Here is a 23,275-nt window from a genome sequence, read left to right as displayed (position 1 = left end):
AGTTTGATGTTTACAGAAGTGGCCGTCGGCAGTGAGGTGGCTTGCGCGTAGATATCGAACCGACGGCGCATGTTGGCGTGGGATGGTGAAGTCGAAGCGTCGAATGGGGATGGCGAGCTTTTGATGTTCGATTGCGAACAAGCCTCGTTGAGCGAGGTGCGCAATCGTTAAAGCCCCCGCTGTGCCCGTGGATACTTGCTGCCCGGGAGTACTTATGAACTCCGCCCGTAAAAAGCATGGTTCCTCCAAGCGCATGCTTGGTGCTGTCAGCGTTCTTTCTCTAAGCCTATCCAGCAGCATTGCCTTTGCTGATGGCGGGACTGCCGGCAAGTCATCGTCCGGTCCGGCTTTCGGTGGCGCAGGGGGCTCTTCGGTCGCAACCAGCCCAGCTACTGGCAATGGCGGCAACGGCTCCTCAGGCAACGGTGGTGGCGGTGGCGGCGGCATCAGTATCGTCACCGGCAATGGTTATAGCGGCGGCGGTTACACCAACGTCTATGGCCCTCATCCCGGTGGCAGCGGTGGAAGCGTGGGCGGTAGTGCCGGAGGCGCTGGCACCATCGGCTCTGGCGGCGGCGGTGGTGGCGCAGGGGCGCTTAATCCGGTCGGCCCTGTCCTGACGACTACATACTCGGGTGGCGCTGGCGGCGGTGGCGGCAGCGTCGTTGACTATCCGGGAGGTGGCGGCGGCAATGGTGGACTCGGCGTGTTGGTTACAGGAGCTAGCACCACCGCAAGCCTGACGATTTCGGGTACGGGCGCTCTGAATGGAGGCGCCGGTGGCAATGGCGGAAGTCCGGCTGGTACTAGCGGCAACTACCACCCCAATTACTCCAATTACGGTGGTGGCGGCGGCGGTGACGGTGGTGCCGGCCTGTTTATCAACAATCATGCTTTGACCGTTACCAACAGCGGATCCATCCAGGCAGGCCATGGCGGCACGGGAGGCAAAGGCAGTGGAGGAACCGGGGCCGGAGGCGCTGGTGGTGCGGGCGGTGCCGGAATAGCGAGCCTCAACAGCAACATTACTATTACCAACAGCGGATCCATTTCAGCAGGTGCGGGAAATCACGGCGGGGATGGAAACGTTCCAGGTTACGGCCCCAACAGCGGCGCAGGCGGTGCAGGTGGGGCGGGTGGCGATGGGGTCAACGCCACGGGCGGAACGCTGACTATTACCGGTTGCGGTGCTCTCTCAGGAGCAGCCGGTGGCGCGGGCGGCGAGGGTTTTGGCACGAGCCCCGGTGGCGTGGGTGGCGCAGGTGGTACTGGCATCAGTGCAAAGAGTGGAACGGCCGTTTCCGTCAACAACTGCGGAAATATTTCTGGCGGGACGGGTGGCGTGGGTGGTGCGAGCACTGGCGCGGGTTCTGGCGGGGCCGGTGGCGCAGGTGGTAGCGGCGTTAGCGTAAGCGGCGAAACGCTAACCCTTACCAATAGTGGAACCATCTCGGGTAATGCCGGCAATGCGGGAGGCACGGCTGGTACGGGTGGTACCCAGGGCGCGGGCGGCGTAGGTGGTGCGGGCGTCAATGCGCCGGGTGGAACGGCAAGCATAACCAATAGTGGAACCATCTCCGGCGGAAATGGTTTTGGCAGTAGCGTTGGCGGAGCCGGTATTACGGGTTCCAATATCGCCGTCATCAATAACGGCACCGTTTCGGGTGGCTTGAACGGCGACGGCGTCACCTTGGCGGACGCCATTCTGTTTACCGGCGGCGTAAACAGCCTGACTTTGCAAGCAGGGTTTGTGATCAAGGGCAATGTGATGGCCGTGGCAGGCGGCACCGACGTGCTGACGCTGGGCGGCTCGAACAATGCAAGCTTTGATGCGTCAACGATTGGTTCGCAATATCAGAATTTTGCCTCCCTGCAGAAAACCGGCACCAGCGACTGGACATTGCAGAACGGCACGACCAATGCAGCGCCCTGGACGATCATGCAGGGCACACTTACTGCTACCAATGACACGAGCCTTGGCGCAGGCGCAGTAACCATCGCAGCGGCGGGAACGCTGCAGGTGGCAACATCGAATCTGACCATAGCCTCGACGCTCACCAATAGCGGAAAGATTGATTTTGCAGCGCCGGCAAGTCCGACCGTGGCCGCGGATTACAACACCCTCACGGTGAAAAATTACGTCGGTAGCGGCGGCTCCATGAATATGGGCGTCTATCTTGCCGGCACCGGATCACCCGCCAACAAGCTGATCATCAATGGCGGTACGGCAACTGGAAGTACGCAGATCTATGTCAACAACACGGGTGGATCTGGTGCGCAAACAACAGGCGTCGGCATTCAACTGGTCGAGGCGAACAACGGTGCAACTACCGCGTCCAACGCTTTCAGCCTGAGTAATCGTGTTGCAGCAGGCGCGTATGAATATACGTTGCAGCAGAATGGCCAGAGTTGGTATCTCACGTCCGCGTTGAATTCACCGACACCAACGCCCGCGCCGACGCCAACTCCCGCACCAACACCTACACCGACTCCAACTCCAACTCCAACTCCAACTCCAACCCCAACGCCAGCCCCCACACCGACTCCAACCCCGACTCCAACGCCTGCGCCAACACCAACTCCTGCACCGGGAGCGACATCGGTCGCGTTGGTACCCAACTACCGCAACGAAGTTTCGGCGGATGCTCGCGTTCCGGTGTTGGCGGGCCGCCTGGGCCTGGCCATGCTGGACACGCTCGACTACCGCACGGCAGTGTCACAGGATCAATTTACGCCTCCCCCATCTACGAATACTTCGGCAGATACCTATAGCAAGGCAGGGTGGGGAAGGGTTCTCGGTGCATCCGGTTCTATCGAAGGGGTGTCATATCGCCTTGGTGGTTTTCAAATCGGCTTCGATATCTATCGCGGCACCTCCGAGAACGGCGTGAAGAATATGGCCGGCTTCTATCTGGGCGCGGGTCGAACCGACAGCGACGTCGACAGCTTGAATCCAAGCGGCGGCCCAGCAGGGCACGTCAGCATGAATACCTACACGTTTGGTGTTTATTGGACGCGCTACGCACCGCAAGGTTTGTATACGGATGTGGTGCTGCAAGGCACGCGTTACGACGACATCCGGGCCGACTCCATCAACACGAGCAACAACCAATTGTTCAAGTCGAACGGTTCGGGTGTCATGGCTTCTGTTGAAGGCGGCTATAAATTTGACTTCAATAACGGTTGGGCAGTCACTCCGCAGGCACAGCTGATCTTCCAGCATCTCACCTTCCGTAATGGTCAAGACGATTATGGCTCGATCGATTATCGCGACGTCAACAATGGCTATGGCCGAATAGGCGCGAAACTCAGCAAAGACTGGATGCCGAACCAGACAACCACAAGCGCATATCAACCGCGCATGTTCACCCTCTGGGTGCGTGGCAATGTATGGCAGTCCTTCGGGACGCAGGGAGAAACCACGTTTTCATCCTTGACGCATCAAAATCCTGTTCTTATCAAAACCAATCTGGGCGAAACCTGGTTTGATTTAGGTGTCGGGATAACCGGAAGATTGGCTAAAAATGTTCTGGTGTTCGCAACCGGCGATGTCAACATTTCGCTGGACGGTAAAAATGGTCACGAGCGATCGGGAAGGGTAGGCATAAAGATAGAACTTTGAGATGGCGAAACGTGGGTTGGGTTACCCCGGACGCGATTCGGGGGTAACCCAACAGCTCTATATTCGCGGACTATCGGGGAGCGCAAGTTTGGATAATGAAACCGGAGCGGACGAGCAGAGCCCTTTGCAGGAGCCTGTTCTGCAGCAGGAAGAGGTGCGTTATTCATTTTCCAATGGACTCATCGCACTTCTGTCCAAATTGAATATAGCTCTGGCGTTCACGTCGTATCAGTCCGGACTGCTGTATCTCCTCGGGCGACGCCAGGATGGCGGCGCACACTTGCATCAGTCGGAAATCTTGAAGCCGATGGGAATCGCCATCGACAAAAAAGGGGGCATGGTCCTCTGTTGCGACTCGCAGATCATTCGTTTTGAAAACGTGCTGGAATACGGCGAAAAAATCAACGACAGCTTTGATGCGTGCTACATGCCTCGCACCATTCATTTGACCGGTCGACTTGATGCTCATGATATTGATGTGGATTCCAAGGGGCGGAGCATTTTTGTCAACACGCAATTCAATTGCCTTGCCACCGTTTCCGCGCGACACAGCTTTGAATTGATCTGGAAGCCGCCATTCATTTCACAGGTCGTCAGCGAAGATCGCTGCCATCTTAATGGCCTGGCCATGGCCGACGGCAAACCGGCTTACGTTACAGCCGTAAGCCGTTCCGACACGATCGACGGCTGGCGTGACAGGCGCAGCGACGGCGGCATCGTGATGGATGTGACGAGCAACCGAGTCCTATGCGAAGGCCTGTCGATGCCTCATTCGCCGCGAGTGCATAACGGAGCGCTATGGGTGCTCAATTCCGGTACCGGCGAGCTCGGCAAAATCACCGGCTTCAAAAAAAAAGGTATCGGAAAGTTCGAGCCCATAGTGTTTTGCCCCGGTTTTTTGCGCGGCCTGGCTTTTTACGACAAATACGCCTTCGTTGGCCTGTCGAGACCTCGTTATAAGCGCTTTGAAGGGCTGGAGCTGGATGCCCGACTCAAGCAAGCCGATTCCGAACCTTGGACGGGTATCCATGTGATCGATCTGGAAAAGCGATCGTGCGTCAACTGGTTTCGCATCGATGGACCGGTTGCCGAGTTGTATGACGTAGCCGTCGTGCCTGGTTGCTCGCGTCCAATGGTCGTCAGCCCCAACTCGCCGGAAGCATCGAGTCTTATTACGCTGCCGCAAGCTTTGAAAAAATCGTAATTGAGAAAACTCTGAATAAATCGCCGTCCCGGCAAAAGCCGGGACTGGAGACGGGTGCTGCGGGAAGGAATGCAAATTTGCGGCGAGGGCATTGTTTGACGAGAAAGTAGATCAGTGCCGATAAATCAGCGATCCTTCAGGATAAGGTATCAATTGGATCTTCTTAATTTTAATCGATGACTACTGCAAAATTTTTTTGACAGCTTGAACGTAAAGAAGGCTATCTAACGACAGCCTTCTCTATCCTTGCATTGATGACGCCCCGCCTAGGAGAGGGGCTTTACATCAAATGACGCAGTACACTTTTATTGTCCAACCTTAGTTAGTTGTATAGAACGACACCTGATTGAGAATAGGATGAGGAACTGAACTGACTACAGTGCCGGCAACGCATCCATCATAGGGAACCACGTAAAGTGTTGAGCGTTGACCGCTCACGACCTTGGCGGTAGTAGCCCCAGCAGGACTCGCTGGTTGTCCAAGGCAAAGCGTTTGCCCATTATATGGAGGGGCACTGTTGGTGCCGTACCATGATACTCGTTGGTTATTTGGGTCCAGATTGTTCCAGTTGATGGTGACCGTGGTAGAGGTGGCTCCACTTGGAATGGTCGCAGGATTGGGGCTGACGGAAATATTGACTGGCAGTTGCGCCCGAATGACGACGGAGGAGCCGGGATTGAAGAAAACGGCAGACTGAGGTGTACCGCGGTTTTCTTGGTAGGGAGTGTCTTGCGCTTGCAGATAAGCAGTGTAGATATGTCCTATTTGAATCCAAGGAAGGGTTACGCTGTAGCTTCCTTGTGTCTCACACTCAGTGACTTTTCCCTGCGCTTCAGGGCTTATATTATCTACGACAATGTACAAACACCCGAAGCGAAAATATGAGTCCGTTTCGTTCCAATACCAGTCTACAGTAGACGATCCAGTACTTTCACTATAAGGAATGTAGACCGTGATGGGATTGAATGTAAATCGGCCATCCACAGGCTGCGTTGGTGTATTCGCAATGCCGTTGCTCGTTCTGGTGGATAGCGGAGTGAGTGAGGGTTGCGGCCCGACCTCATGGATACCCGCATAAGGGTCGGGATTCTTAGAAACTTCTTGGAACTGGACGAAGGGAGGCAGTGAAGATTGAGCATGGCTTGCGATTGGAGCAATAGCGACCCATCCGCCTACTAAAATGGCGGACATCAATGACGATTTCATAGATAACCCTCCTGGTATTGATATTAAAGGTGCTGAACAAGTGTGTTCTCGTGTGGTGCTTCTATGACTGACGCTATTCTCAATAGCGTCGATTAGAATTGTGGTGATTTTTGTGTGCGTGTAAATGACACTGCAAAATGAGTAATTTTCGACTGATGCACAATGCTGACGAACATTTGGTGATTTAAAAGAAGAGGGTGCCCTGTAAGGGGGGGGGAATAGAGTCCGTCAATAGGACGTGAACGGAACGCAGTAACGTGTACTGCTATCTATGCGAAACACGCATGCCCCGTCGATCGCTTCGCCTGTCTTAGCGACACCCTATGGAGTCGGCGTCGCCAGGAACGTGTAAACGTGATTGGCTGTGTCGGCCGCACTCACGTTTGCATCGTAGTAGTTGCCCATCAGCACGCCTTTGTTGTTGATGGAGGCTAACGCCGTGGCGTACTCGCCCGGAATCGCGAAAGTGGTATAGATCCCATTCTTCAATATGAATCCCTGCAAGCCTTCACCACCCGTTGCAAGACATTGGCTGGTTGGACAGTAACTTCCAACGATCTCATCGGCATCATTAATTCCCGTGCTGGCGGTGTAGACCGCACCTGGGAAGTCGATCGAAGTATAGGTGTCCCCACGCCGCAAAAAGCCATGGACGTTGCCGCTTGCATCGGCGTAGGAGCCAGCGATGTCCCCTTGACTGTTGACTGAAAGATACAGCTGAATCTGGCCGCCACCGGGGTAGTCGAACGAGGTGTACGCACCTCCGATCAGCGTATATCCGTGCGAGTTTCCGGCGCTGTCGGTCCATCCACCGACAATCTCGCCCGTATTGTTGATGGCCGGAGAGAAGGTGCTAACGGCGCCGACAAACGGCACATTTAGAGGTATGAATTTATCGCCGTCCAGCTCATAGCTGTGAAAGATATAAGAGCCTCCGATTTCACCCATATAATAGTCGCCGACAATCTGGCCGAAATCATTGATGCTATAGGGTTGTTGCACCAGTGAACCCAGAGGATCATTCAATAGATCGTAGGTCTCGCGGACGGGCTTGGTTCCAGACACTCGAGCAAGAAAGCCTGTCTGGGATGTCCCGTCGGGCGAAGACCACGCCCCCACGACCTTAATCTTCGGCCTAGCTGTTCCGCTCTGGCCGCCCAAGTCGGGATCAAGGGCATCGGGGTTGATGCCAACGCCCTGTGTGTCGAGAGTGCCCGGATAGCTGAGCAGAGTGTATGTATAGGTCGGTGAGTCCGACATCCGTGTGCTCACTTGCGCTTTAGACATCGCTATTCGCGCACCTGGATGCCTCATCGCAGGCATAAACTCCTGCGCAAAGCTACTTGAAACGACCAGGGCTCCGAACAGACCTATGGCTATTCCAGAATTCTTCAAGACGTGATTCTTCACAAGATCCCCCCTTGATTTTGCCGGATTGGCAGCGGGTATAAATTGCGTTAGGGCGTTAATTGAATGAATGCAGCAGGAACTTGTGCGGAGCCTAACGGGGCGCACGACGACTAGAAGCCTCCGCTTCGACGAGACCCAGTAATTTTGCGATGAACCGTGCATTCAGTACGCCCAAAGGATGCAAGAACAGAAAGGCCGCCTATAGAATGACGGCATGCCTACTCCAGAGATTGCCAGGCGCCTCGTATCTTTCTGGCCGCTGCAGATCGGCGGCTGGGCGCTCTATGCGTTGGCGACTGCGATCACTCTTGCACCTTACAGTCACACCGGTGCCGAAGTGCTTGGAATAGTGGCGGAGCTTGGTAGTTCTTTTCTTGCCAGCTTTCTCTTGTATTTTCTTTGTCGATATCTATGGCGCAAGGGTGTGCCGCTGTTTCGCGCGCTCTCCTTCTGCGCGATTGTCTCTTATGCGCTAGGCGTTGCGTGCACGATCGCGTCGCGCCTCACGCAGATGCACTGGTCCGACAGCACGTTGACGTTTGACTGGAGATTCGCACTGACGGAAGCCATCAGCGTCTGCGTGACCCTTGAAGGATGGAGTGCGTTCTATTTCGGCATAAAGCATTATCAGACCGTTGGGCAACAAAGGGCTAGGCTGCTTGCAGCGGAAGCGACAGCGCGCGATGCACAGTTGTTGGCGCTGCACTATCAGCTTCAACCACACTTCTTTTTCAATACACTCAACGCCATTTCATCGTTGGTGGTAAGTAATCAGCCTCTATTGGCTACCGAAATGATTGCAAGGCTGGCTGCGCTTCTGCGCAACACGCTGAGCTTTCCCGACACCCATACGGTGACGCTTCGCGATGAGCTCGCAGTGGTCGACGAGTATCTCACCATCGAGCGGATACGCTTCGGTTCGCGACTTAAGGTATCCATCGATGTGGGTGACGAGGCGAATGACGCGCAGGTGCCACGCTTCTTGCTGCAACCGCTCATCGAAAATGCCATACGACACGCGATTGCTCTGTCACCTTCAGGCGGTGAAATCACCATCAGTGCGCGTTTGGCCGAGCAACGATTGCAGATCGACGTTGCGAACGACACGTTTGATCTAGAAGCGACGTCCACCCATCAAAGCCATGGGGTTGGATTGGCGAATACGAGGGCTCGATTGAGGCAGATCTACGGTGCCCACAACGCTACACTGGTGTTGTCGGCTGAGACTGGACGATTCATGGCTTCACTTCAGCTCCCGCTTGTAACGGAGCCGGTTGTGAGCTCTTCGATGGTCGGATGATGACTATCCGAATCCTTATCGTCGATGACGAACCGCTCGCACGGCTTGGTGTAATCACGCGCCTACGCGCGTACTCGGACATGATCGTTGTCGGCGAATGCGCGACGGGAGAGGAAGCGCTGCATGCGATTTCTCATCTGACGCCCGATCTGGTTTTTCTTGACATCGAGATGCCGGGTATTACCGGAATTGAGCTAGTGCGACTGCTACCTAAGGGTTACACGTCGCATTTTGTCTTCCTGACTGCGCACGACGAATATGCGTTAAACGCATTCGATATCGAGGCACTCGATTATTTGCTCAAGCCCATTGATAGCGAACGGTTCGCCGCATGCATTGATCGCGTTCGGCGAACGGTTGCGCTACACCGACAAGAAAGCCAGTACGGCCTTCTTTATGAACAGCTAATTGCCAAGCACACTGGCACAGGTAACCAGCCGGTTCGTCGCTTTACGGTTCGCCGTGGCAACGATATTACCTTCGTGAAGGCAGACGACGTCGATTGGATAGAGGGTTTGGCGGATTATGCCGGCCTGCATGTACAGCGTAAGACGCACTTAATTCGCGAAACGCTCAACTCTCTGGAATCGCATCTAGATAGCTCACAGTTCCTGCGCATCCATCGCTCCTCGATCGTCCAGGTAGATCGCATCGTTCGCGTGCAGGCGCTCGCCAATCGCGATGCACTCGTTACATTACGAGATGGGCAGACGCTGCGCGCAAGCCGCAAGTACAGTCCGAGCCTTCACGATCTGCTGCGAAATCGACGTTCCTCGCTTTGAGTCGCGATCGGCATTGGAGTCCAGCGGCATCCGACGCTGGCCAAAGCCAAAGCAGAGCAGGGCGCGTTCACGCAGGCCTTCGCATGTCGAACACGATTAGGGAGCGCTATCGAGGGTAAGGTAGATTGAGCCTACGACTCCCGATACCTTCTAAGCCGGAGTGCGCCACGGTAGACAATCCCAAGTAGGCGATGCAACAAAGGGGCGCCGATCGCACCCCTTTGCCATGTGCTCGACCTGATCGGACAAAGCGGATGATGCAGTCGGAATTGCTTACTTCGCGCCTTCTGTGATCAGCCAGCCCCACACTTTCCAATAGGACTCCTTGATTGGCAGATTACCGAAGGCCTGGCGACAGAGGTATGCAAGTCGTGCATCCTTCTGCGTCAGAGTGACTACCTTATCGGGCTTCCAGTTTTTGTTGTTGTAACGGAGCATGGTTGCCTTTACTTCCTCGAAGAGTGCCACCATGGCGGCCTTCGGCTCGGGTCTCTTTTCGCCTTGCTTGATCAACTCCAACCAAATGCCCGCCTTCAATAGTTCGGCGATTGCGAAAATGACAGTGTCCTTGGGCGTGGGGTAGTGGCATTCCTCGTAGGCGCGAGCTTGGAGTGCCTCAAAAATCTCACGAACAGGTTGGACGTGGGTTTCGGGTAACTTGGGCTTATCGGTCATGACGGTCTCCATGATTTGTAGTCATTACGCCGCGCTCTTCTCGAGCTCCTTGCGATAGGCACCCAGATCCGTAATCTTCGCGTCGGCGCGCTCCTGGCGTGACTTGGCGATGACCTCAAGATCCGCAGCGGCCGTCGTCAAATACGCCGCCCATTGATCAGTCCGCGTGAACTTCCCATCGAGCTCGTTGAGTCGTGTGAAGCCATCTCGGAAGCCGGTCTTGAAGAGCGAGGACACGCGGTAGACCGCATGCCATTCGGCACTCTGCTTGACAAAGAAAGTGTCGGTGGCCCGCGTAAGTTGACGCAGCTTGTAACCCGGGGCCGCGCTGTCCTTCAGCTTACCCATCTCCTCCAGCTGTTCGTCGGCCTCATGAGCGATCTCGCTCATGAAGTCGGCGAACGATTTGAAGAAGAAAGCAATTTCGCGAATGATTTCCTGCATCCGCTTAAGGGCCGAAATGCTGAGGTCGAGCGACCTGACTGCGATCTGCAGCTTCTCGTCATGGCTTTGCTGGCCTTGGAGGAGCACCTTGATGCGAACAAGGTCTGCCGCTTGCTCGCGGCGCTCCTTCTCGTATGATTCCGCCTTGTTTAGCATCTCCATTTGCATCTTGCGGAAATTGGCTGCCTGGTCGCGGCTCTTGTCGGACATATCCTCCGCCGCCTTTCGTCCTCGCTCGAGCGCAGCTCCTAATTCTCCAATCTCTTTGTCGAGAGCGGCGCGCTCTTGCTTTTTCTCGGTGAGCACGCCTTGCCGCTCAGAGACGCGTGCCTCGGAGGCCTTCTTCGTGGCTTCGTCGTCATCCGGTTTTGATGTCGAGCTGAGATTCTCGATTTCCTTTTCGAGCTTCTCGACTTCGCCATTCACAGCTTCGCGCTTCGCCTTCTTGGTGGCCAACTCGGTAGTGGTCTTTGCCTCATCGCCCACCGCGGGATTCGTAGCAGCCGGGGTGGCATCCACTTTGCCCCGCGATGCGGCTCCAACCAGGCCAGACGACGCCAGCATGGCCACGGGAGGAATGATCGCGGCGACAACTGACGCCGCCGCGCCAATGATGGCAAGCACGAACGCTTTCTCTTCAGAGCTCTTGGCCTGGCTTTCGAAGTCCTTGGCCTGGGCTTCGAATTGCTTCACCTTGCTGGCGAGATCGGCAACCAGAGACTCGAGCATTTCGCGCTTCGCATTCTGTTCAACCATTGCCTTCGCGAGCGCTTCGCGCTCCTTGATCCTCTCGCCAAGAACATTGCTGCTCTTGGTGGTGACCAGTTGTGTGTTCGCGATGATTCCGTTATAGGAATCGCCACACCGCAGCAGAGCCTCTTCGATCTCCCTTGCTTCCTTCGCGATATGGGTTGCGACGACAACCAGTTCCGTCTTGATAAAGTCGCGAAAGTCTTCCATTTGCGCCGGTGTCGATGTGCCATTTGCGACGGGTTCGCGGAGTTCCAACCAAGTCGGAAAAAGTGCCGCCAACTTGCCATTGATGCGGTCCGCGATAGCGATCGCATCGCTCATGACGCCGAAGCTATCTTTCTGGGCGTCTATCAGTCCCCAGATGATTTTTTGAATGCCGTTGCGAATGTCCGCCTCACTGTGTGGCGTCGCCGAATAGGCGATGTAAAGCAGGTCGATAGCGTTGTCCGTATCAAGTTTTGCATTTGCGGCATCGTAGGAATCCTGGATGCGGTCAACGCAATGCGAAACCAAAGCGTCATCCGGATTTGGAAGACGCAGAGGCTTCTGAGTAAGCATTGCGTCGAGCCCGTCACGAACTGCGGTTGCGAGCTTTTCCTGCTTCGTCTTGAACTGAACAGTGGACATGGCGATCTCCTAAGGATTGGGTAATGCGGGCGAATGAACGCGCGATGGGGTGGTTGGAGCGGCGCCAGCGACTTATTGCGCTACGCAGGCCTGCTGCACGTTGGCGGGGATGGCGGGGCCGGAGGATTTCAGCAGGTTGCAAGCCTTGCCCATGTGGCTCGCAAGCGCCTGGCTCAGAGAGGCGACTTCGCGCTCGATGACCTCGGGGCGTGACGAGGAGGACCCTGCGGCGAGATCATTCACTTTCGAAGTGAACTTGCTGAGGACATCGGTTTGCGCCAGCGAGATCTCACGGTACTTGGCCAAAGATTCCTTCAACGCAGCGAGCCGACCATCAAGGTCAGCAATCGCCCGCTTCGAACGGTCCTGACCGTTGGAAATCATCCGCTGCTCGCTCTGCAGTTGCTCGAGTTGCGCCCTGGCTATGCTGGCCTCCCGGTGGACATCCGCCCAGCGACGCGTGGCGTCGAAGAGGCGGCTGTCGAGAGTGGCAAGCTGGCCACCGAGATCAGCAGCCCAGCAGTAGATTTGGACTATCGGGATGTAACAGGTGATCGACTCGTTCCTCTTCCTCTCGATCTCCTGTGCAATGCCCTGACGCTCGGCTTCCAGCTTCTCGCGTTGTGCCTTGGCATCCTTCTCGATGCTTTCCTTGCTCTTGATATCGGCCTCGACGGTTTTGGCCTTATCGCTAAGCGCATTCCCTTCTGAAACCCAGTTACCCAGGTCCGCCGTGAGCTTCTCGGCTTGGCGGCGACCCATGGCTTCCTGCTGCTCGAGAAGCATGATGCGTTTGCTCAGTTCCTGCTTGACCGTATTGGCGTTGTCGCGCAGCGTGTCGTTCTGTGCGGCAGCGGGCGCCACGCCGGTAGCGGCGGTTTGGCCCGACGCCACGACCTGCCACACAGGCAAAGCCAACGCTGCCATCAGGATCCCCAGGCTGAGCGCTGCTCGCCATGAGTAGCTCTTGGTCATTGTGATTCCCCTTTGTCCGAAGCGAAGCCACATCCCCACCTGTCGGTGAGGTGTGGATGGAAGGTTCCGCGTCATGAGCGCGTTCGACGTGATGCATCGCCCTGCTGTCGACGTGGTCGTTGTGCATCAGCGCCGCTGTGCGTGCCTCTTGGTAGGAAGAGGGGACAGCAACCGTCGTGCACAGCGGAAGCATGCTGAGCGGTATAAGCCGGTGGAATACCGCCGATGGCGTAGCGGATGCAGGGGTAACCCAGCAAGTCCGAACTCCGGACCATCACTGCTTTCTCCCGCTCATTCGTTGCAGATCGTGCACTGGGCTTACCCACGTGCCCTCTCCAAAGCGCTGAAGAGGGCACCTGCAGACCCCTGTTCGGAAGACTCCTTACGGCATCACCGAACTTACCTGGACGGATTCGTGAGGATCTCCGCGAACAGTTGCGTCGTAGGTGATCTGCACGCTTTTCGCTCCCTTGAGGTCATCAAGCGGATTGCTGCATTTGAATTGAGTAGGCCCTCCACTCAGGCCCTTTAATCGCACGCCCATCGGCAGCGCAGTCATCGCGTGGATTTTCGACGGCTCCTGTCGAATGTTGTTCATCAAGGTGATCGTTGTCATTGGAAGCTCCGTTTGATGGTTTGTCGGAGAATGCGGGTGCACCATGGAGTTAATGGATGTATCCACGTGGTCCCTTTTCGAAGGCGACGTTGGTGCTTCCCTGACCGCACCTGGTCGTCACGCTCCACGCTGTACTGACAGAAATGAGTGTTGTCTCGTCACTTCCGCAGGGCGCCGGCGTAGCCTGTCGAAGACAAGGGTTCTGCGGAATACCGCCGATGGCGTAGTCAGGCGAGGTAAGCCTGATGGGCGAGAAGCGCGAGCGGCGCAAGACCATGCAATGCCAGTCGCCTGGAGATGTTCTCGCGATGCTTGCGGACGGTAGCTGGGCTTATCAGGAGATGGCGCGCGATCTCCTTGCTGGTCAGTCCCTGGCCGACAAGCCTGAGCACATGCCGCTCGCGATCGCTAAGCGAAGCCAGCAGTTGGCTGTGCTCGGTAGCGGCCGCATTGATCTGCTCGGCGTTGCCTCCTACAGGAGCAGCCTGTGCATTTACGCGTATGGCGTAGGCGGCTAGTTGCCCCGTGCCATGGAGGCCAGCCTTTTCACAGATGTTCGTCCGATGTTTCCGGACGGTATGCACGGCAACTCCCAAGGACGCTGCGATGTCTCGACAGCGTTTCCCCTGAGCTATGAGCGCGAGGATCTCACGCTCACGAGGCGTTATCTCCGCCACGTCGGCGTGCTTTGCCACCCGCGCGCCGGGTTACCGCCGCAGGATGCGTTGCAGGCGGCGCTACCCTAGCGCCCGCGCAACGGCGGGGGTGTAGTGCTTGCCGCGATCGAGCGCGGGGTTACCCATCGACTCGATGACCCGCCGTGGTCGGGTATACCTGTGTTTACCTATGCGGACGCGCCACCCGTCGCATCCAGCGCAATGGCCATCACAATCACCGACAGTCGATTGATGTGGACTGTCAATTCGCTCAAACCGTCGCCGGGGTAGGGCGTAAAAGCGTCGCAGTTGCCAGGTGGATTGGGTGCACCCAGGGGCGACATGGCAACTTGCCATGCGGAGTTGGTGATCAGATCGGCATAGGGTTGCAGACGCGCGGGCTCGGCCAGATACAGCTGCAGCAAGTACCGCATAAAGACGCCGGTACCTGTCTGGTAATCCCCGTCATCTCCCAACGGAAAGCCTCCCGGAATGCCGGTCTCGCCGATGAGCATCCATGGCAGCAAGGAAAGCCCTTGCACCTGGCCATAGCTGCGCGGCGCGTACGCGTTTTTGAAGGTGCCGATCATGATGTTGACGTATTGCTCAAGGACGGGGAGCCCGGGAAGCAAAAAGCCGACTGCGCGCGACTCGCGCAGCGCACCCATCAGCAGTCCCTGATCGCCGGTCCAGGCGAGCGTCTTTCGGTACGCCGCATCCCAATAGGGCGACTGGAACGTGGAGACGCGTTCGCGCACGACACTACCCATTCCCAGATCGAACAACAGCGATTCGTCCGCGGGTGTGTCCATCATCCAGCTATTCAACCAAGTGATCTGGCCTGTCCATGCCCTTAGGCAGGCGCCCTCATCCAACGTGGAATCCTCGAACACCTGTTTATACTTTTTGCTGGCACAGGCCATGTAAAGGCGCAAGCTCAAAATGGTGTAGAGGCCGTTGGAGACCGTATTCTGGATGGGATTGAGGTAGCTCGCCGTACCATCGTAGGTTGTGGTGAGATATGGCTGCGATGGACCTTCAAACGGCGAGTTCCAGATACCACCAGGTGAATAGCGTGGCTTGCGCTGTGCAATTTCCTCGTCGGTGGCCGACGGCCACGTTTTGCGAATATTCTCCCAGACACGTGGCGCACCGTATTTTTTATTCTGCGTGTCCGGCCTTTCGGCAAATTCACGCCATCCTGGCAGCGCATCGTCCAGGAACGGATAGACCGCCGTATTACTGGTACTGCTCGACCACCCGGTGCCGTGCATATAAGCCCATGCGTTGATGGCAATTTTGATAAACGCAGTGCCTTGCAAAGGAAATGCCTGTTGCTCAGCGGCCCGTAACGCTGCGATGCCAATCCAGCCAAAGTCGTCCCACCAATTGCCAGCGCAAGTGGGATCCAGAGCGTGCAGCGCGTCATCCCCCAATGCCGAACCATCGACTTTGCAGATGCTCAGATAATCCAAAATGCTGTCCAGTGCCCACGCAGTGCGCCACACATTGTTGGCCGTTGCCCAGCGAACGCGTATGTCGTTGTCAAACAAATTCTTCGCTGCTTTTTTTAGCGCGCTGACATCACCGATGCTGCCACGTTTCGTATCCATACCTTCCACCCATTTCGTGGTTGAGTTTAAGGTCGCATGCTACGCCCCCGGCAACGCATGACAGCCCCTGATTTCAGGGGTGGCCGATGGTTTCTCACGACGCCGAAATGAGTAAACGTACACATCCATTTAATGTGTCGCACAAGATCACAAATGACCCGCATCGAATCAGGCTAAACGGCTTGAACGCGCTTGAGGACTTCGCCTGGAATTTTGCGCGCAACCTCGTATGTATGAGCGTAGGAGTAGCAATGGCATTAGTGCCGCGGTGGCTTCGACGCCACTCATGCACGGCCATCGTTGATCGAAGTATCTGACGGGTTGCTACCCATCACTGGATGGGCCAGCCACCATGAAGAAGGAGGCAAACCCATGGGTGATCGCCACGATGCCTCGACGCCAAAACGAAAAAGCCCCGGCAGAGCCGGGGCTTTTGACACATCCTGTGAATGATGCCCCATTCGTCGGATCGCGACCTCCTTGCCGCACCTGACATCCGTGCCACCAGCCGAACGTCGGCGGGACTCACGGGGCATGGCGCTATTCTCTGTAAGCGCACGAGAATTAGCTATCAGGCGCTTTCGCTTTCTGTTGTAGGCGGATTCTTACAGAAGACAATCCGTTGTCCGTTAAGAAGTCAGCGGCCCGGCGCATGGCGGCGAAACTCCCCTGACCAATCCATACGCGCCGATCGGAACTCCGCCATCACGTCATTCGGCGAATGCGGATGGATCACGATTTCTCCGCCAACCAGTTCATCGCAGAAGCGTCCGCCCTGAGGTGTCTCGATAGCGTAGCGGCTGGTGTGCGGATCTCCGTGCACGAGATGGGCACGTAAGACGCACATGTGAGGCTCATGCACCTGCGCGACCAAGCGATGTGGCGCAAATCGGATTTCGGTGTAAACCCCATGAGGACCTCGGGCGTGGAGGACTCCACCAAACAGATGGCTCGGAGCCTGTGGGGCGCATAGTGCGGTGGAGCTGATCCCAAGAAGCAGAGCGGCGACCCACGTCTTTGGCCGAGCCGACATGGCAAGCACATGGCCAGTGCGGCGGGTGGAAGCCACGGCAATGTGGGTGGGGATGGGATCAGAGAGGGCGTTCATCGGTGCATCTCAAAAATCGGCGGGCGATTAGAGCATCCGTGGGTCGCACGTGCTGAGACTTAACCTGCATCGTCAGATACGACCATCTGCCTGTTGGATGCCAAGACAGTAGTCGAAACCTAGCAGTGGTTACCTTGTGTAAAACCGCGAGCGGGGTAACTTAAGTTGACGCACCACGGATCGCCCGGCTCGTCTAGTAACCGCAATAAACTACCTTTATAGCGATTAGATGGGGTTATCGAGGGTAGGGGATAGAGCTGCATACGACCCGAAGCAATGGGGCAGTGCGATCGTTCTGGCGATTCCCGGGATAGTACACAGCATTAGCGCGAGTGATCATGGACGACTGCCAAGTACGCGTTGCCCTGGTTCGACGTCAAGTCCTCCTTTGTGCTGTCGCCAATAATGGGGAACCTGTTTTAGCCCGAGGCCAGCCGCAACTCCTTCACCAGTTCGATCAGCGCGCGCAGCCGCGCGGGCACGAAACGGCGACCTGGGTAGTAAAGCCTCAGGCCGCCGAAGGGCAGGCACCACGGAACTAACACGGGCACCAGAGCGCCGGCTTGCAGTTCCTCCGCGATGAACCATTCGGAAATGAAGCCGATGCCCAGTCCAAGCAGCACCGCCTGCTTGATGGCGGCAAGCTCGTTGAGTGCCATGCGCACTGGCAGGTCCATCTGCAGCTTGCGGCCGTTCTTCTCCAGTTCCCAGCGGTAGATGCCACCGTGCGACATGTTCATACCGATGCTCTGGTGTTTGAGCAGGTCGCGCGGATGCCTGGGCGTGCCGTGGCGTTCCAGATATTCGGGCGTCGCCACCACCAACATGCGTAGGTCGCGGGAGAGCGGCACGGCGATCATGTCCTGCGGCACTGATTCGGCGAGGCGGATGCCAGCGTCGAAGCCTTCGGCCACGATGTCGATCATGCGCGACTCACTCACCAGGTCGATGCGCACGTCGGAGTAGCGTTGCGCGTAGGGGACGAACAGTGGTTCCAGCAGCAGCGACGCCGCTCCGTGCGGCGCATTGATCCGCAGCGTGCCGCTGGGCGTGTCGGGTCCGCTACCAGCTTCCTCGCCGGCGCTGTGGATTTCGGCGAGCGCCGGGGCGATACGCTCTACGTAGCGCTGCCCGGCGTCGGTGAGTGCCACGCTGCGCGTCGAACGATTGAACAGGCGCACCTTGAGGCGCGCCTCCAGCCCGGCCACGGCGCCACTCACCGCCGTGGTCGACATGCCCAGCTCCTGCGCCGCGCCGCGAAAGCTGTGGCGACGCGCGACGGCAAGGATCACTTCGAGTTCGGTCATTCCCGTGCGATGCATGGATTATCCTGATATTCGGAATATGCCATTCACTATAAATCGGATTATCAGAACAATGATCCCTCCCTAGACTGCGTTGTGCAACGCCCCCAGTGCCGGCTCTCCCAGCTTGACGGGGCACCCTCACTTTCCTAGAGGAAATCGACATGCAACGCATCGAACACATCTACATCAACGGCGAATTCGTCGTGCCACACGGCCAGGAATGGTTTGATCTGCACAACCCCAGCACCGAGGAAGTCATCGGCCAGGTTCGGCTGGGCGACGAGCAGGACGCGCAGCGCGCAATCGCCGCGGCGAAGGCGGCGTTTTCAGCATGGTCGCGCACCACGCGCGAGGAGCGCATCGATGCGCTTCAGCGCATGCATAAAGCCATCGCGGCGCGCGAGGATGCGCTGATGGAAGCCGTCGTCACCGAATACGGCGCGCCGCACGCGCGTGGTCGTTGGATGGCGACCTATCCGGCCGACGTCATCATGCAAGCCATTGACGCGCTGCGATCCTTCGAGTTCGAGGAACGAGTCGGCAACGCGCGGGTGATCCTGACGCCAGTCGGCGTCGCTGGCCTGATCACGCCGTGGAACAGCGATGCCGGCTTCATCTGCAGCAAGCTGGCGACGGCTCTGGCGGCCGGCTGCACCGCTGTCATCAAGCCCAGCGAAATGAGTGCGATGCAGACGCAGGTCGTCGTCGAGGCGCTGCACGAAGCGGGTCTCCCCAACGGCGTGTTCAACATCGTCAATGGCCGTGGCGACGTGGTTGGCGAAACCATCGCGCGCCATCCCGACATCGCCAAGATCTCATTCACCGGGTCCTCCGCGATCGGCCAGCATCTGGTTGGCGCCGGTGCTGAGACGATGAAGCGCGTAACGCTGGAGCTGGGCGGCAAGTCACCGACCGTGGTGCTTGACGACGCGGACTTCGCCGCCATCATGCCGCTCGTGCTGCAGGCGGGATTCGCCAACAGCGGCCAGGCCTGCATCGCAGGCACGCGTATCCTAGTGCCACGGCAGCGGCTAGCGGAATTCGAGCAGGTCGCGAAGGCGGCCGTCGCACAGGTCAAGTCCGGCGATCCGCGCGATGCTACGACCGACATCGGCCCGATGGTCAGCGCGAAGCAGTGGGAGCGCGTACAAAGCTACATTCGCCTCGGCATCGAGGAGGGCGCACAAGTGCTCGCCGGCGGCGAGGGCCGGCCCGATGGTCTGCGCGTCGGCTGGTTCGTAAAGCCGACGATCTTCACCGGCGCGAACAACCGCATGCGTATTGCGCGCGAGGAAATCTTCGGCCCCGTGCTCACGATTATTCCCTACGACGACGAGGCCGACGCCATCGCCATTGCCAATGATACGCGCTACGGCCTCAGCGCCGTCGTACTAGGCAAAAGCCTCGAACGATGCGAGCGCGTGGCGCGCCAGATCGACTCCGGCCGCGTACTCGTCAACACACTCGCCCACGAACCACGCGCACCGTTCGGTGGTTTCAAGCATTCCGGGCTCGGCCGCGAGATGGGTCGATGGGGCATGAGCGCGTACCTTGAACCCAAGACCTTGCTGATGGCGGCGGGATAATCCCTCCGCTCCGTCGCGGCGCTCACATTGTCCCTGACACGTTTTATTGCGGGCATCTTTTGTTGGGCAACTGCGCATAACAACCCTGACGCCGCCGCAGTTGCGCGATGAACGCGTGGCCGGCGGCCCGGGGGTATCCTCTCGATGGATCGCGCGCACGGAAACATAGTGTGATCCGCACCGAAGTACGTTCGGCCCATCACAACAGCCATCTCGGCCATGTCTTCGGCGCGGCCTCGGCATCGTTCTGAATGGCATGAAATTCATGAGCTCTGCGGACGGCGAAGAACAACCCGTTTCGGCACATCAGCTGGACGTAGCACTGCAGGATTTGCTTGGCGTTAATCCGCCTTGATCCCCCCAACTTCACATTTAGCCTGGCGTAGAAAGAGATTGCTGATCTCTTCGATTTTAGGCTCGAGGCTCGGGTTCACTTGACCCGGCGCACATCCTGTATCCAGTTGGTTTCCCAAGTTCTGCCGCCATCACCCGAGTAGGCCTGCTCCCAGTGCGCAGTGGTGGGAGTGATCTGCGACCAAATGAAGCGCACCTTGATCGGTTTGCCGCGCAGTGTATCGCTGGCGTAGAAGGTACCGATGCCGTGCACGAAACGCCCCTTGACCGGCGGGTCGAGTGCACCATGGGGATTGCGACCATCAATCCACCAGATGGCCCACAATCCCGTCTTCGGATCGTAAGCACGCGGCGCTACGCCGCGGTAGACGCCTTCCGGTGTATCAAACTCGGTATCGTCGACATTCGCCAATCCACCCATAAGACTGAACGAGCGGATCGTGCCGTCGAATTCCTCCCAGTCGTGGCTGCCGACAAGACGATATTTCAGTCGTCGGCTGTGTGTGCGCCAACTGCCGATGAAAAAGTCGAAATCGTGTACGCCAGAAAGGTTAGGTGTCTGCTGCGGTTTCGGCACATCCTGCGAGGCACGGGCGGGAAGGCCGGTAGCGATGGTAGCAACCACCACCAAACTTGCTGAAACAGCGTAACGAAGAAGGGGCATAAGACCTCCCTCAAGACTGTAGTAAGTGCGCGAGGGCTCCGATCTTACGCTTAGTGCTGCCGCTGTGGGTGTGTTCGAAGAACTGCTGGGCGATATCGGCGTCGAATGGACGCTCGCTGTTGAAGGACGATTAGCCCGTGTTATCGGGAGTAGGATTGGCTAAGCAGACCCCAGGCAGGGATTTTCATATGAACGTACGCAGCCAAATCAAGGACTATATCGCGGCCCAGCCAGAGGCAAAACAAAAAGACCTCCAAGAGCTTCATGGCCTCATTCTTGGAATCATGCCGGACTGTAAATTGTGGTTTCTCGATGGAAAAGACGAAAGCGGCCGGGTGGTTTCCAATCCGAACATAGGTTACGGAGTGCAGGCTATTAAGTATGCCGACGGAAAAAACAAGGATTTCTATCAGATTGGCATGAGCGCAAATACAACAGGCATATCCGTCTACATCATGGGCATAAAAGACAAAAAATACTTGGCCGAGAAATTTGGAAAGAAGATCGGTCAGGCGAGCGTAACGGGGTATTGCATCAAATTCCGCGCACTAAAAAATATAGACGTTGATGTTCTCGAAGATGCCATACGATATGGAATCGAACAGACACGCGCCTAACGGGTCGTTGTCAATCGCACAGAAGGCCGCAAACCCATGGCGCTCGAATGCATCAACCCCAAGGATCTGCCCACTCCGCAGACGTACACTCAAGTCGTCGTCGCGACGGGTACCAGGCTGATATTCGTCGCCGGCCAGGAGCCCGAAGACATCCACGGTAAACTCGTTGGCCAAGGCGATTTAGCGACGCAGGCTCGCCAGGTGTTCGCCAACCTCGGCCGAGCTCTCGCAGCCGCCGGCGCCGCCCCCAAACACGTAGCGAAAATTACGATCTACGTCGTCGACTACAAGCGGGACGAACACTTGCCGATCATCGAAGCGGCCAGGGTGACGCTGTTCGGGGATCACAAGCCCGTCGATACTCTAGTAGGAGTAGCAGCCCTATCACCCGACTATCTGATCGAAGTCGATGCGATGGCGGTCGTCGACGATGCTTGAGAACAACCCAGCTGGAGCAACCGCAATGTTGGTTAAAAAAAAGGGAGGCCTGATGGCCTCCCATTCTGTGCGACCTTGCAACTGACTCGGCTGCATTAATCCTTGCGCGGCAAGTTCAACGCGCGGATCACGTCTTCCCTGAGCAAGTAGACCGAGACCACCAGCAGAACGAGATCCTTCAAAAGGAAGGCTGCGTTCATCCCCATCGCGGGAAAACCACCGGCGCCGGCATCCCATCCATCGGGTACGAACGGAAGGATCGTCACGGTGGAGATGAAGGTGGCGATGGAGCCGAGGGCGCCCAACGCACCCATCTTCTTGTTCCAGAAGCCCAGTAACAGTAGTGAGCCAAAGGTCCACTCGGAGGTGCCAAGCAGGATGGATGTGCCGTGAATCCCCAAGACCGGAATCGTCCAAAAGATGAACGGTGGCAACACAATGGCTGCAGCCACACGGCGGTATGCGGAAAGTGAAATATTCGGTCTCTATGCGCCAACTGACACTTCGAAATCAAACGTTACGAATACCGAAGCCCTCTCGATCTATTCAGAGTTTTCGCAAAAAACAGGCGGTCAAACAAATAGATCTATTGCCTTCAGTTATGAAAACACTTGGGTGAATCATAGGGGTAAAAATAATAAAATTGTTAGTGCCATTGACAGAGCTAATGATACTCTTTCGAGTCAAGAGATTCAGCAATATGCCCCTGCTGTTAGTGGTACTGTTGTTCAAGCTCTGGAAGGTGAGCTTAATTGGGCTGACACTGAACTAAATAATAGGTATATCACCGACACTTCGTTGAACCCATGGGCTACTGGTTTCACAGCGACAGTCGACTCGCTTGATATTCAGGTGGCAGCTAGCGGTGGAGGTAGTGATCTGGTGGCATCAAAGCGCAACGGCTATCACTTGGGCGTGGGTAACTACATGCCAAGTTTGCTGATTGCTCAAGACGGCGATGACACTCTGGATGGTTCAGGTAGTGCGGCAGATGCACTTATAGGTAGCGTAGGTGCAGGCAATGACACGTTTTATGTTGGTAGTGGCAACGACTATATCGTGGCTGGCTCAGGTGACGACGTCATTGAGGGTGATTCGCAGGGTGGGGCCATAGGCGGCGGCAACGACACCATCGTGCTTGGTGCATCGAATACCGCCATGGGTGGTAACGATACTGTTTGGACAGGTGCGGGTAACGATACTATTTATGTGGCTAAATCTAATAATGATGATATTCACCTGAGTCCAAATAGAGGGATGGCCGAGATTTGCCCGAAAACGCTCACTTGGCGCCTAAGTTATTGTTTTAAATAATTTC

The 23,275-nt window shown here is 56.8% G+C and carries 20 protein-coding genes; 8 read left to right on the top strand and 12 right to left on the bottom strand.

Annotated elements, in window-relative coordinates; translation table 11 throughout:
• Positions 1 to 214 precede the first annotated feature (214 nt).
• The gene (locus tag QQJ86_RS03105) at positions 215 to 3,622 is read left to right on the top strand and encodes an autotransporter outer membrane beta-barrel domain-containing protein (protein WP_284319440.1); all 3,408 of its coding nucleotides are present in this window, start codon (positions 215 to 217) and stop codon (positions 3,620 to 3,622) included.
• Between the two features lie 88 nt (positions 3,623 to 3,710).
• Positions 3,711 to 4,826: a TIGR03032 family protein gene (locus tag QQJ86_RS03100; protein WP_284319439.1), complete on the top strand. Its 1,116-nt coding sequence runs from the start codon at positions 3,711 to 3,713 to the stop codon at positions 4,824 to 4,826.
• Positions 4,827 to 5,144: 318 nt separating this feature from the next.
• Here QQJ86_RS03100 and QQJ86_RS03095 read toward each other — a convergent pair whose 3' ends face one another.
• Positions 5,145 to 6,032, bottom strand: a complete 888-nt coding sequence (locus tag QQJ86_RS03095) for a hypothetical protein (protein WP_284319438.1) — start codon at positions 6,030 to 6,032, stop codon at positions 5,145 to 5,147.
• A 321-nt stretch (positions 6,033 to 6,353) separates the two neighbouring features.
• Positions 6,354 to 7,442, bottom strand: coding sequence for a hypothetical protein (locus QQJ86_RS03090; RefSeq protein ID WP_284319437.1), 1,089 nt, complete (start codon positions 7,440 to 7,442; stop codon positions 6,354 to 6,356).
• 214 nt (positions 7,443 to 7,656) lie between these two features.
• Here QQJ86_RS03090 and QQJ86_RS03085 point away from each other — a divergent pair, with 214 nt between their 5' ends.
• Positions 7,657 to 8,742, top strand: a complete 1,086-nt coding sequence (locus tag QQJ86_RS03085) for a sensor histidine kinase (protein ID WP_284319436.1) — start codon at positions 7,657 to 7,659, stop codon at positions 8,740 to 8,742.
• Positions 8,739 to 9,524, top strand: a complete 786-nt coding sequence (locus QQJ86_RS03080) for a LytR/AlgR family response regulator transcription factor (protein ID WP_345782808.1) — start codon at positions 8,739 to 8,741, stop codon at positions 9,522 to 9,524. Before QQJ86_RS03085 ends, QQJ86_RS03080 begins: the two co-directional genes overlap by 4 nt.
• Positions 9,525 to 9,797: 273 nt before the next feature.
• Here QQJ86_RS03080 and QQJ86_RS03075 read toward each other — a convergent pair whose 3' ends face one another.
• From QQJ86_RS03075 to QQJ86_RS03040, 8 genes are all read right to left on the bottom strand, one after another.
• Positions 9,798 to 10,199, bottom strand: coding sequence for a hypothetical protein (locus QQJ86_RS03075; protein WP_284319435.1), 402 nt, complete (start codon positions 10,197 to 10,199; stop codon positions 9,798 to 9,800).
• 24 nt (positions 10,200 to 10,223) lie between these two features.
• Complete coding sequence (locus QQJ86_RS03070) at positions 10,224 to 12,023, bottom strand: hypothetical protein (RefSeq protein WP_284319434.1); 1,800 nt, start codon at positions 12,021 to 12,023, stop codon at positions 10,224 to 10,226.
• 72 nt (positions 12,024 to 12,095) lie between these two features.
• A complete protein-coding gene (locus QQJ86_RS03065) occupies positions 12,096 to 12,998 on the bottom strand; it encodes a hypothetical protein (RefSeq protein ID WP_284319433.1) in 903 nt (300 codons plus the stop codon).
• A 382-nt stretch (positions 12,999 to 13,380) separates the two neighbouring features.
• Complete coding sequence (locus tag QQJ86_RS03060) at positions 13,381 to 13,614, bottom strand: hypothetical protein (protein ID WP_284319432.1); 234 nt, start codon at positions 13,612 to 13,614, stop codon at positions 13,381 to 13,383.
• A gap of 227 nt (positions 13,615 to 13,841) precedes the next feature.
• The gene (locus tag QQJ86_RS22795) at positions 13,842 to 14,291 is read right to left on the bottom strand and encodes a response regulator transcription factor (protein ID WP_423372982.1); all 450 of its coding nucleotides are present in this window, start codon (positions 14,289 to 14,291) and stop codon (positions 13,842 to 13,844) included.
• A gap of 167 nt (positions 14,292 to 14,458) precedes the next feature.
• Positions 14,459 to 15,883: a hypothetical protein gene (locus QQJ86_RS03050; protein WP_284319430.1), complete on the bottom strand. Its 1,425-nt coding sequence runs from the start codon at positions 15,881 to 15,883 to the stop codon at positions 14,459 to 14,461.
• 637 nt (positions 15,884 to 16,520) lie between these two features.
• Positions 16,521 to 16,730 (bottom strand): hypothetical protein, encoded by a 210-nt coding sequence (locus tag QQJ86_RS03045; RefSeq protein WP_284319429.1) that lies wholly within the window; start codon positions 16,728 to 16,730, stop codon positions 16,521 to 16,523.
• 680 nt (positions 16,731 to 17,410) lie between these two features.
• A complete protein-coding gene (locus QQJ86_RS03040; protein ID WP_284319428.1) occupies positions 17,411 to 18,298 on the bottom strand; it encodes a LysR family transcriptional regulator in 888 nt (295 codons plus the stop codon).
• Positions 18,299 to 18,459: 161 nt separating this feature from the next.
• On the opposite strand from QQJ86_RS03040, the gene QQJ86_RS03035 reads away from it, so the two are divergent.
• The gene (locus tag QQJ86_RS03035) at positions 18,460 to 19,884 is read left to right on the top strand and encodes an aldehyde dehydrogenase family protein (protein ID WP_284319427.1); all 1,425 of its coding nucleotides are present in this window, start codon (positions 18,460 to 18,462) and stop codon (positions 19,882 to 19,884) included.
• 430 nt (positions 19,885 to 20,314) lie between these two features.
• Here the strand turns inward: QQJ86_RS03035 and QQJ86_RS03030 are convergent, their stop codons facing one another.
• On the bottom strand, positions 20,315 to 20,902 hold the full coding sequence (locus QQJ86_RS03030) for a hypothetical protein (RefSeq protein ID WP_284319426.1): 588 nt from the start codon (positions 20,900 to 20,902) through the stop codon (positions 20,315 to 20,317).
• 188 nt (positions 20,903 to 21,090) lie between these two features.
• On the opposite strand from QQJ86_RS03030, the gene QQJ86_RS03025 reads away from it, so the two are divergent.
• Both QQJ86_RS03025 and QQJ86_RS03020 read left to right on the top strand, forming a co-directional pair.
• Positions 21,091 to 21,519 carry a DUF1801 domain-containing protein gene (locus QQJ86_RS03025; protein WP_284319425.1) on the top strand — a complete coding sequence of 143 codons (429 nt, stop codon included), beginning with the start codon at positions 21,091 to 21,093 and terminating at the stop codon, positions 21,517 to 21,519.
• A 36-nt stretch (positions 21,520 to 21,555) separates the two neighbouring features.
• Positions 21,556 to 21,957, top strand: coding sequence for a RidA family protein (locus QQJ86_RS03020; RefSeq protein ID WP_284319424.1), 402 nt, complete (start codon positions 21,556 to 21,558; stop codon positions 21,955 to 21,957).
• Positions 21,958 to 22,052: 95 nt separating this feature from the next.
• Here the strand turns inward: QQJ86_RS03020 and QQJ86_RS03015 are convergent, their stop codons facing one another.
• The gene (locus QQJ86_RS03015; RefSeq protein ID WP_284319423.1) at positions 22,053 to 22,409 is read right to left on the bottom strand and encodes a DUF417 family protein; all 357 of its coding nucleotides are present in this window, start codon (positions 22,407 to 22,409) and stop codon (positions 22,053 to 22,055) included.
• Here QQJ86_RS03015 and QQJ86_RS03010 point away from each other — a divergent pair.
• On the top strand, positions 22,396 to 23,271 hold the full coding sequence (locus tag QQJ86_RS03010; RefSeq protein WP_284319422.1) for a hypothetical protein: 876 nt from the start codon (positions 22,396 to 22,398) through the stop codon (positions 23,269 to 23,271). The two genes, QQJ86_RS03015 and QQJ86_RS03010, sit on opposite strands and share 14 nt — an antisense overlap.
• Positions 23,272 to 23,275: the final 4 nt, after the last annotated feature.

Origin of the sequence: Dyella acidisoli (assembly GCF_030160295.1) — a bacterium.
Taxonomy (GTDB): domain Bacteria; phylum Pseudomonadota; class Gammaproteobacteria; order Xanthomonadales; family Rhodanobacteraceae; genus Dyella_B; species Dyella_B acidisoli.
This window is presented reverse-complemented; position numbering and strand designations above follow the sequence as displayed.

What these genes read in the sequence shown, in the direction of transcription:
- QQJ86_RS03045 (WP_284319429.1), bottom strand. Translation starts at nt 16,730, where the DNA reads ATGTGCGTCTTACGTGCCCATCTCGTGCACGGAGATCCGCACACCAGC.
- QQJ86_RS03060 (WP_284319432.1), bottom strand. Translation starts at nt 13,614, where the DNA reads ATGACAACGATCACCTTGATGAACAACATTCGACAGGAGCCGTCGAAA.
- QQJ86_RS03070 (WP_284319434.1), bottom strand. Translation starts at nt 12,023, where the DNA reads ATGTCCACTGTTCAGTTCAAGACGAAGCAGGAAAAGCTCGCAACCGCA.
- QQJ86_RS03095 (WP_284319438.1), bottom strand. Translation starts at nt 6,032, where the DNA reads ATGAAATCGTCATTGATGTCCGCCATTTTAGTAGGCGGATGGGTCGCT.
- QQJ86_RS03030 (WP_284319426.1), bottom strand. Translation starts at nt 20,902, where the DNA reads ATGCCCCTTCTTCGTTACGCTGTTTCAGCAAGTTTGGTGGTGGTTGCT.
- QQJ86_RS03050 (WP_284319430.1), bottom strand. Translation starts at nt 15,883, where the DNA reads ATGGATACGAAACGTGGCAGCATCGGTGATGTCAGCGCGCTAAAAAAA.
- QQJ86_RS03105 (WP_284319440.1), top strand. Translation starts at nt 215, where the DNA reads ATGAACTCCGCCCGTAAAAAGCATGGTTCCTCCAAGCGCATGCTTGGT.
- QQJ86_RS03020 (WP_284319424.1), top strand. Translation starts at nt 21,556, where the DNA reads ATGGCGCTCGAATGCATCAACCCCAAGGATCTGCCCACTCCGCAGACG.
- QQJ86_RS03035 (WP_284319427.1), top strand. Translation starts at nt 18,460, where the DNA reads ATGCAACGCATCGAACACATCTACATCAACGGCGAATTCGTCGTGCCA.
- QQJ86_RS03065 (WP_284319433.1), bottom strand. Translation starts at nt 12,998, where the DNA reads ATGACCAAGAGCTACTCATGGCGAGCAGCGCTCAGCCTGGGGATCCTG.
- QQJ86_RS03085 (WP_284319436.1), top strand. Translation starts at nt 7,657, where the DNA reads ATGCCTACTCCAGAGATTGCCAGGCGCCTCGTATCTTTCTGGCCGCTG.
- QQJ86_RS03010 (WP_284319422.1), top strand. Translation starts at nt 22,396, where the DNA reads ATGGCTGCAGCCACACGGCGGTATGCGGAAAGTGAAATATTCGGTCTC.
- QQJ86_RS03080 (WP_345782808.1), top strand. Translation starts at nt 8,739, where the DNA reads ATGATGACTATCCGAATCCTTATCGTCGATGACGAACCGCTCGCACGG.
- QQJ86_RS03025 (WP_284319425.1), top strand. Translation starts at nt 21,091, where the DNA reads ATGAACGTACGCAGCCAAATCAAGGACTATATCGCGGCCCAGCCAGAG.
- QQJ86_RS03075 (WP_284319435.1), bottom strand. Translation starts at nt 10,199, where the DNA reads ATGACCGATAAGCCCAAGTTACCCGAAACCCACGTCCAACCTGTTCGT.
- QQJ86_RS03040 (WP_284319428.1), bottom strand. Translation starts at nt 18,298, where the DNA reads ATGACCGAACTCGAAGTGATCCTTGCCGTCGCGCGTCGCCACAGCTTT.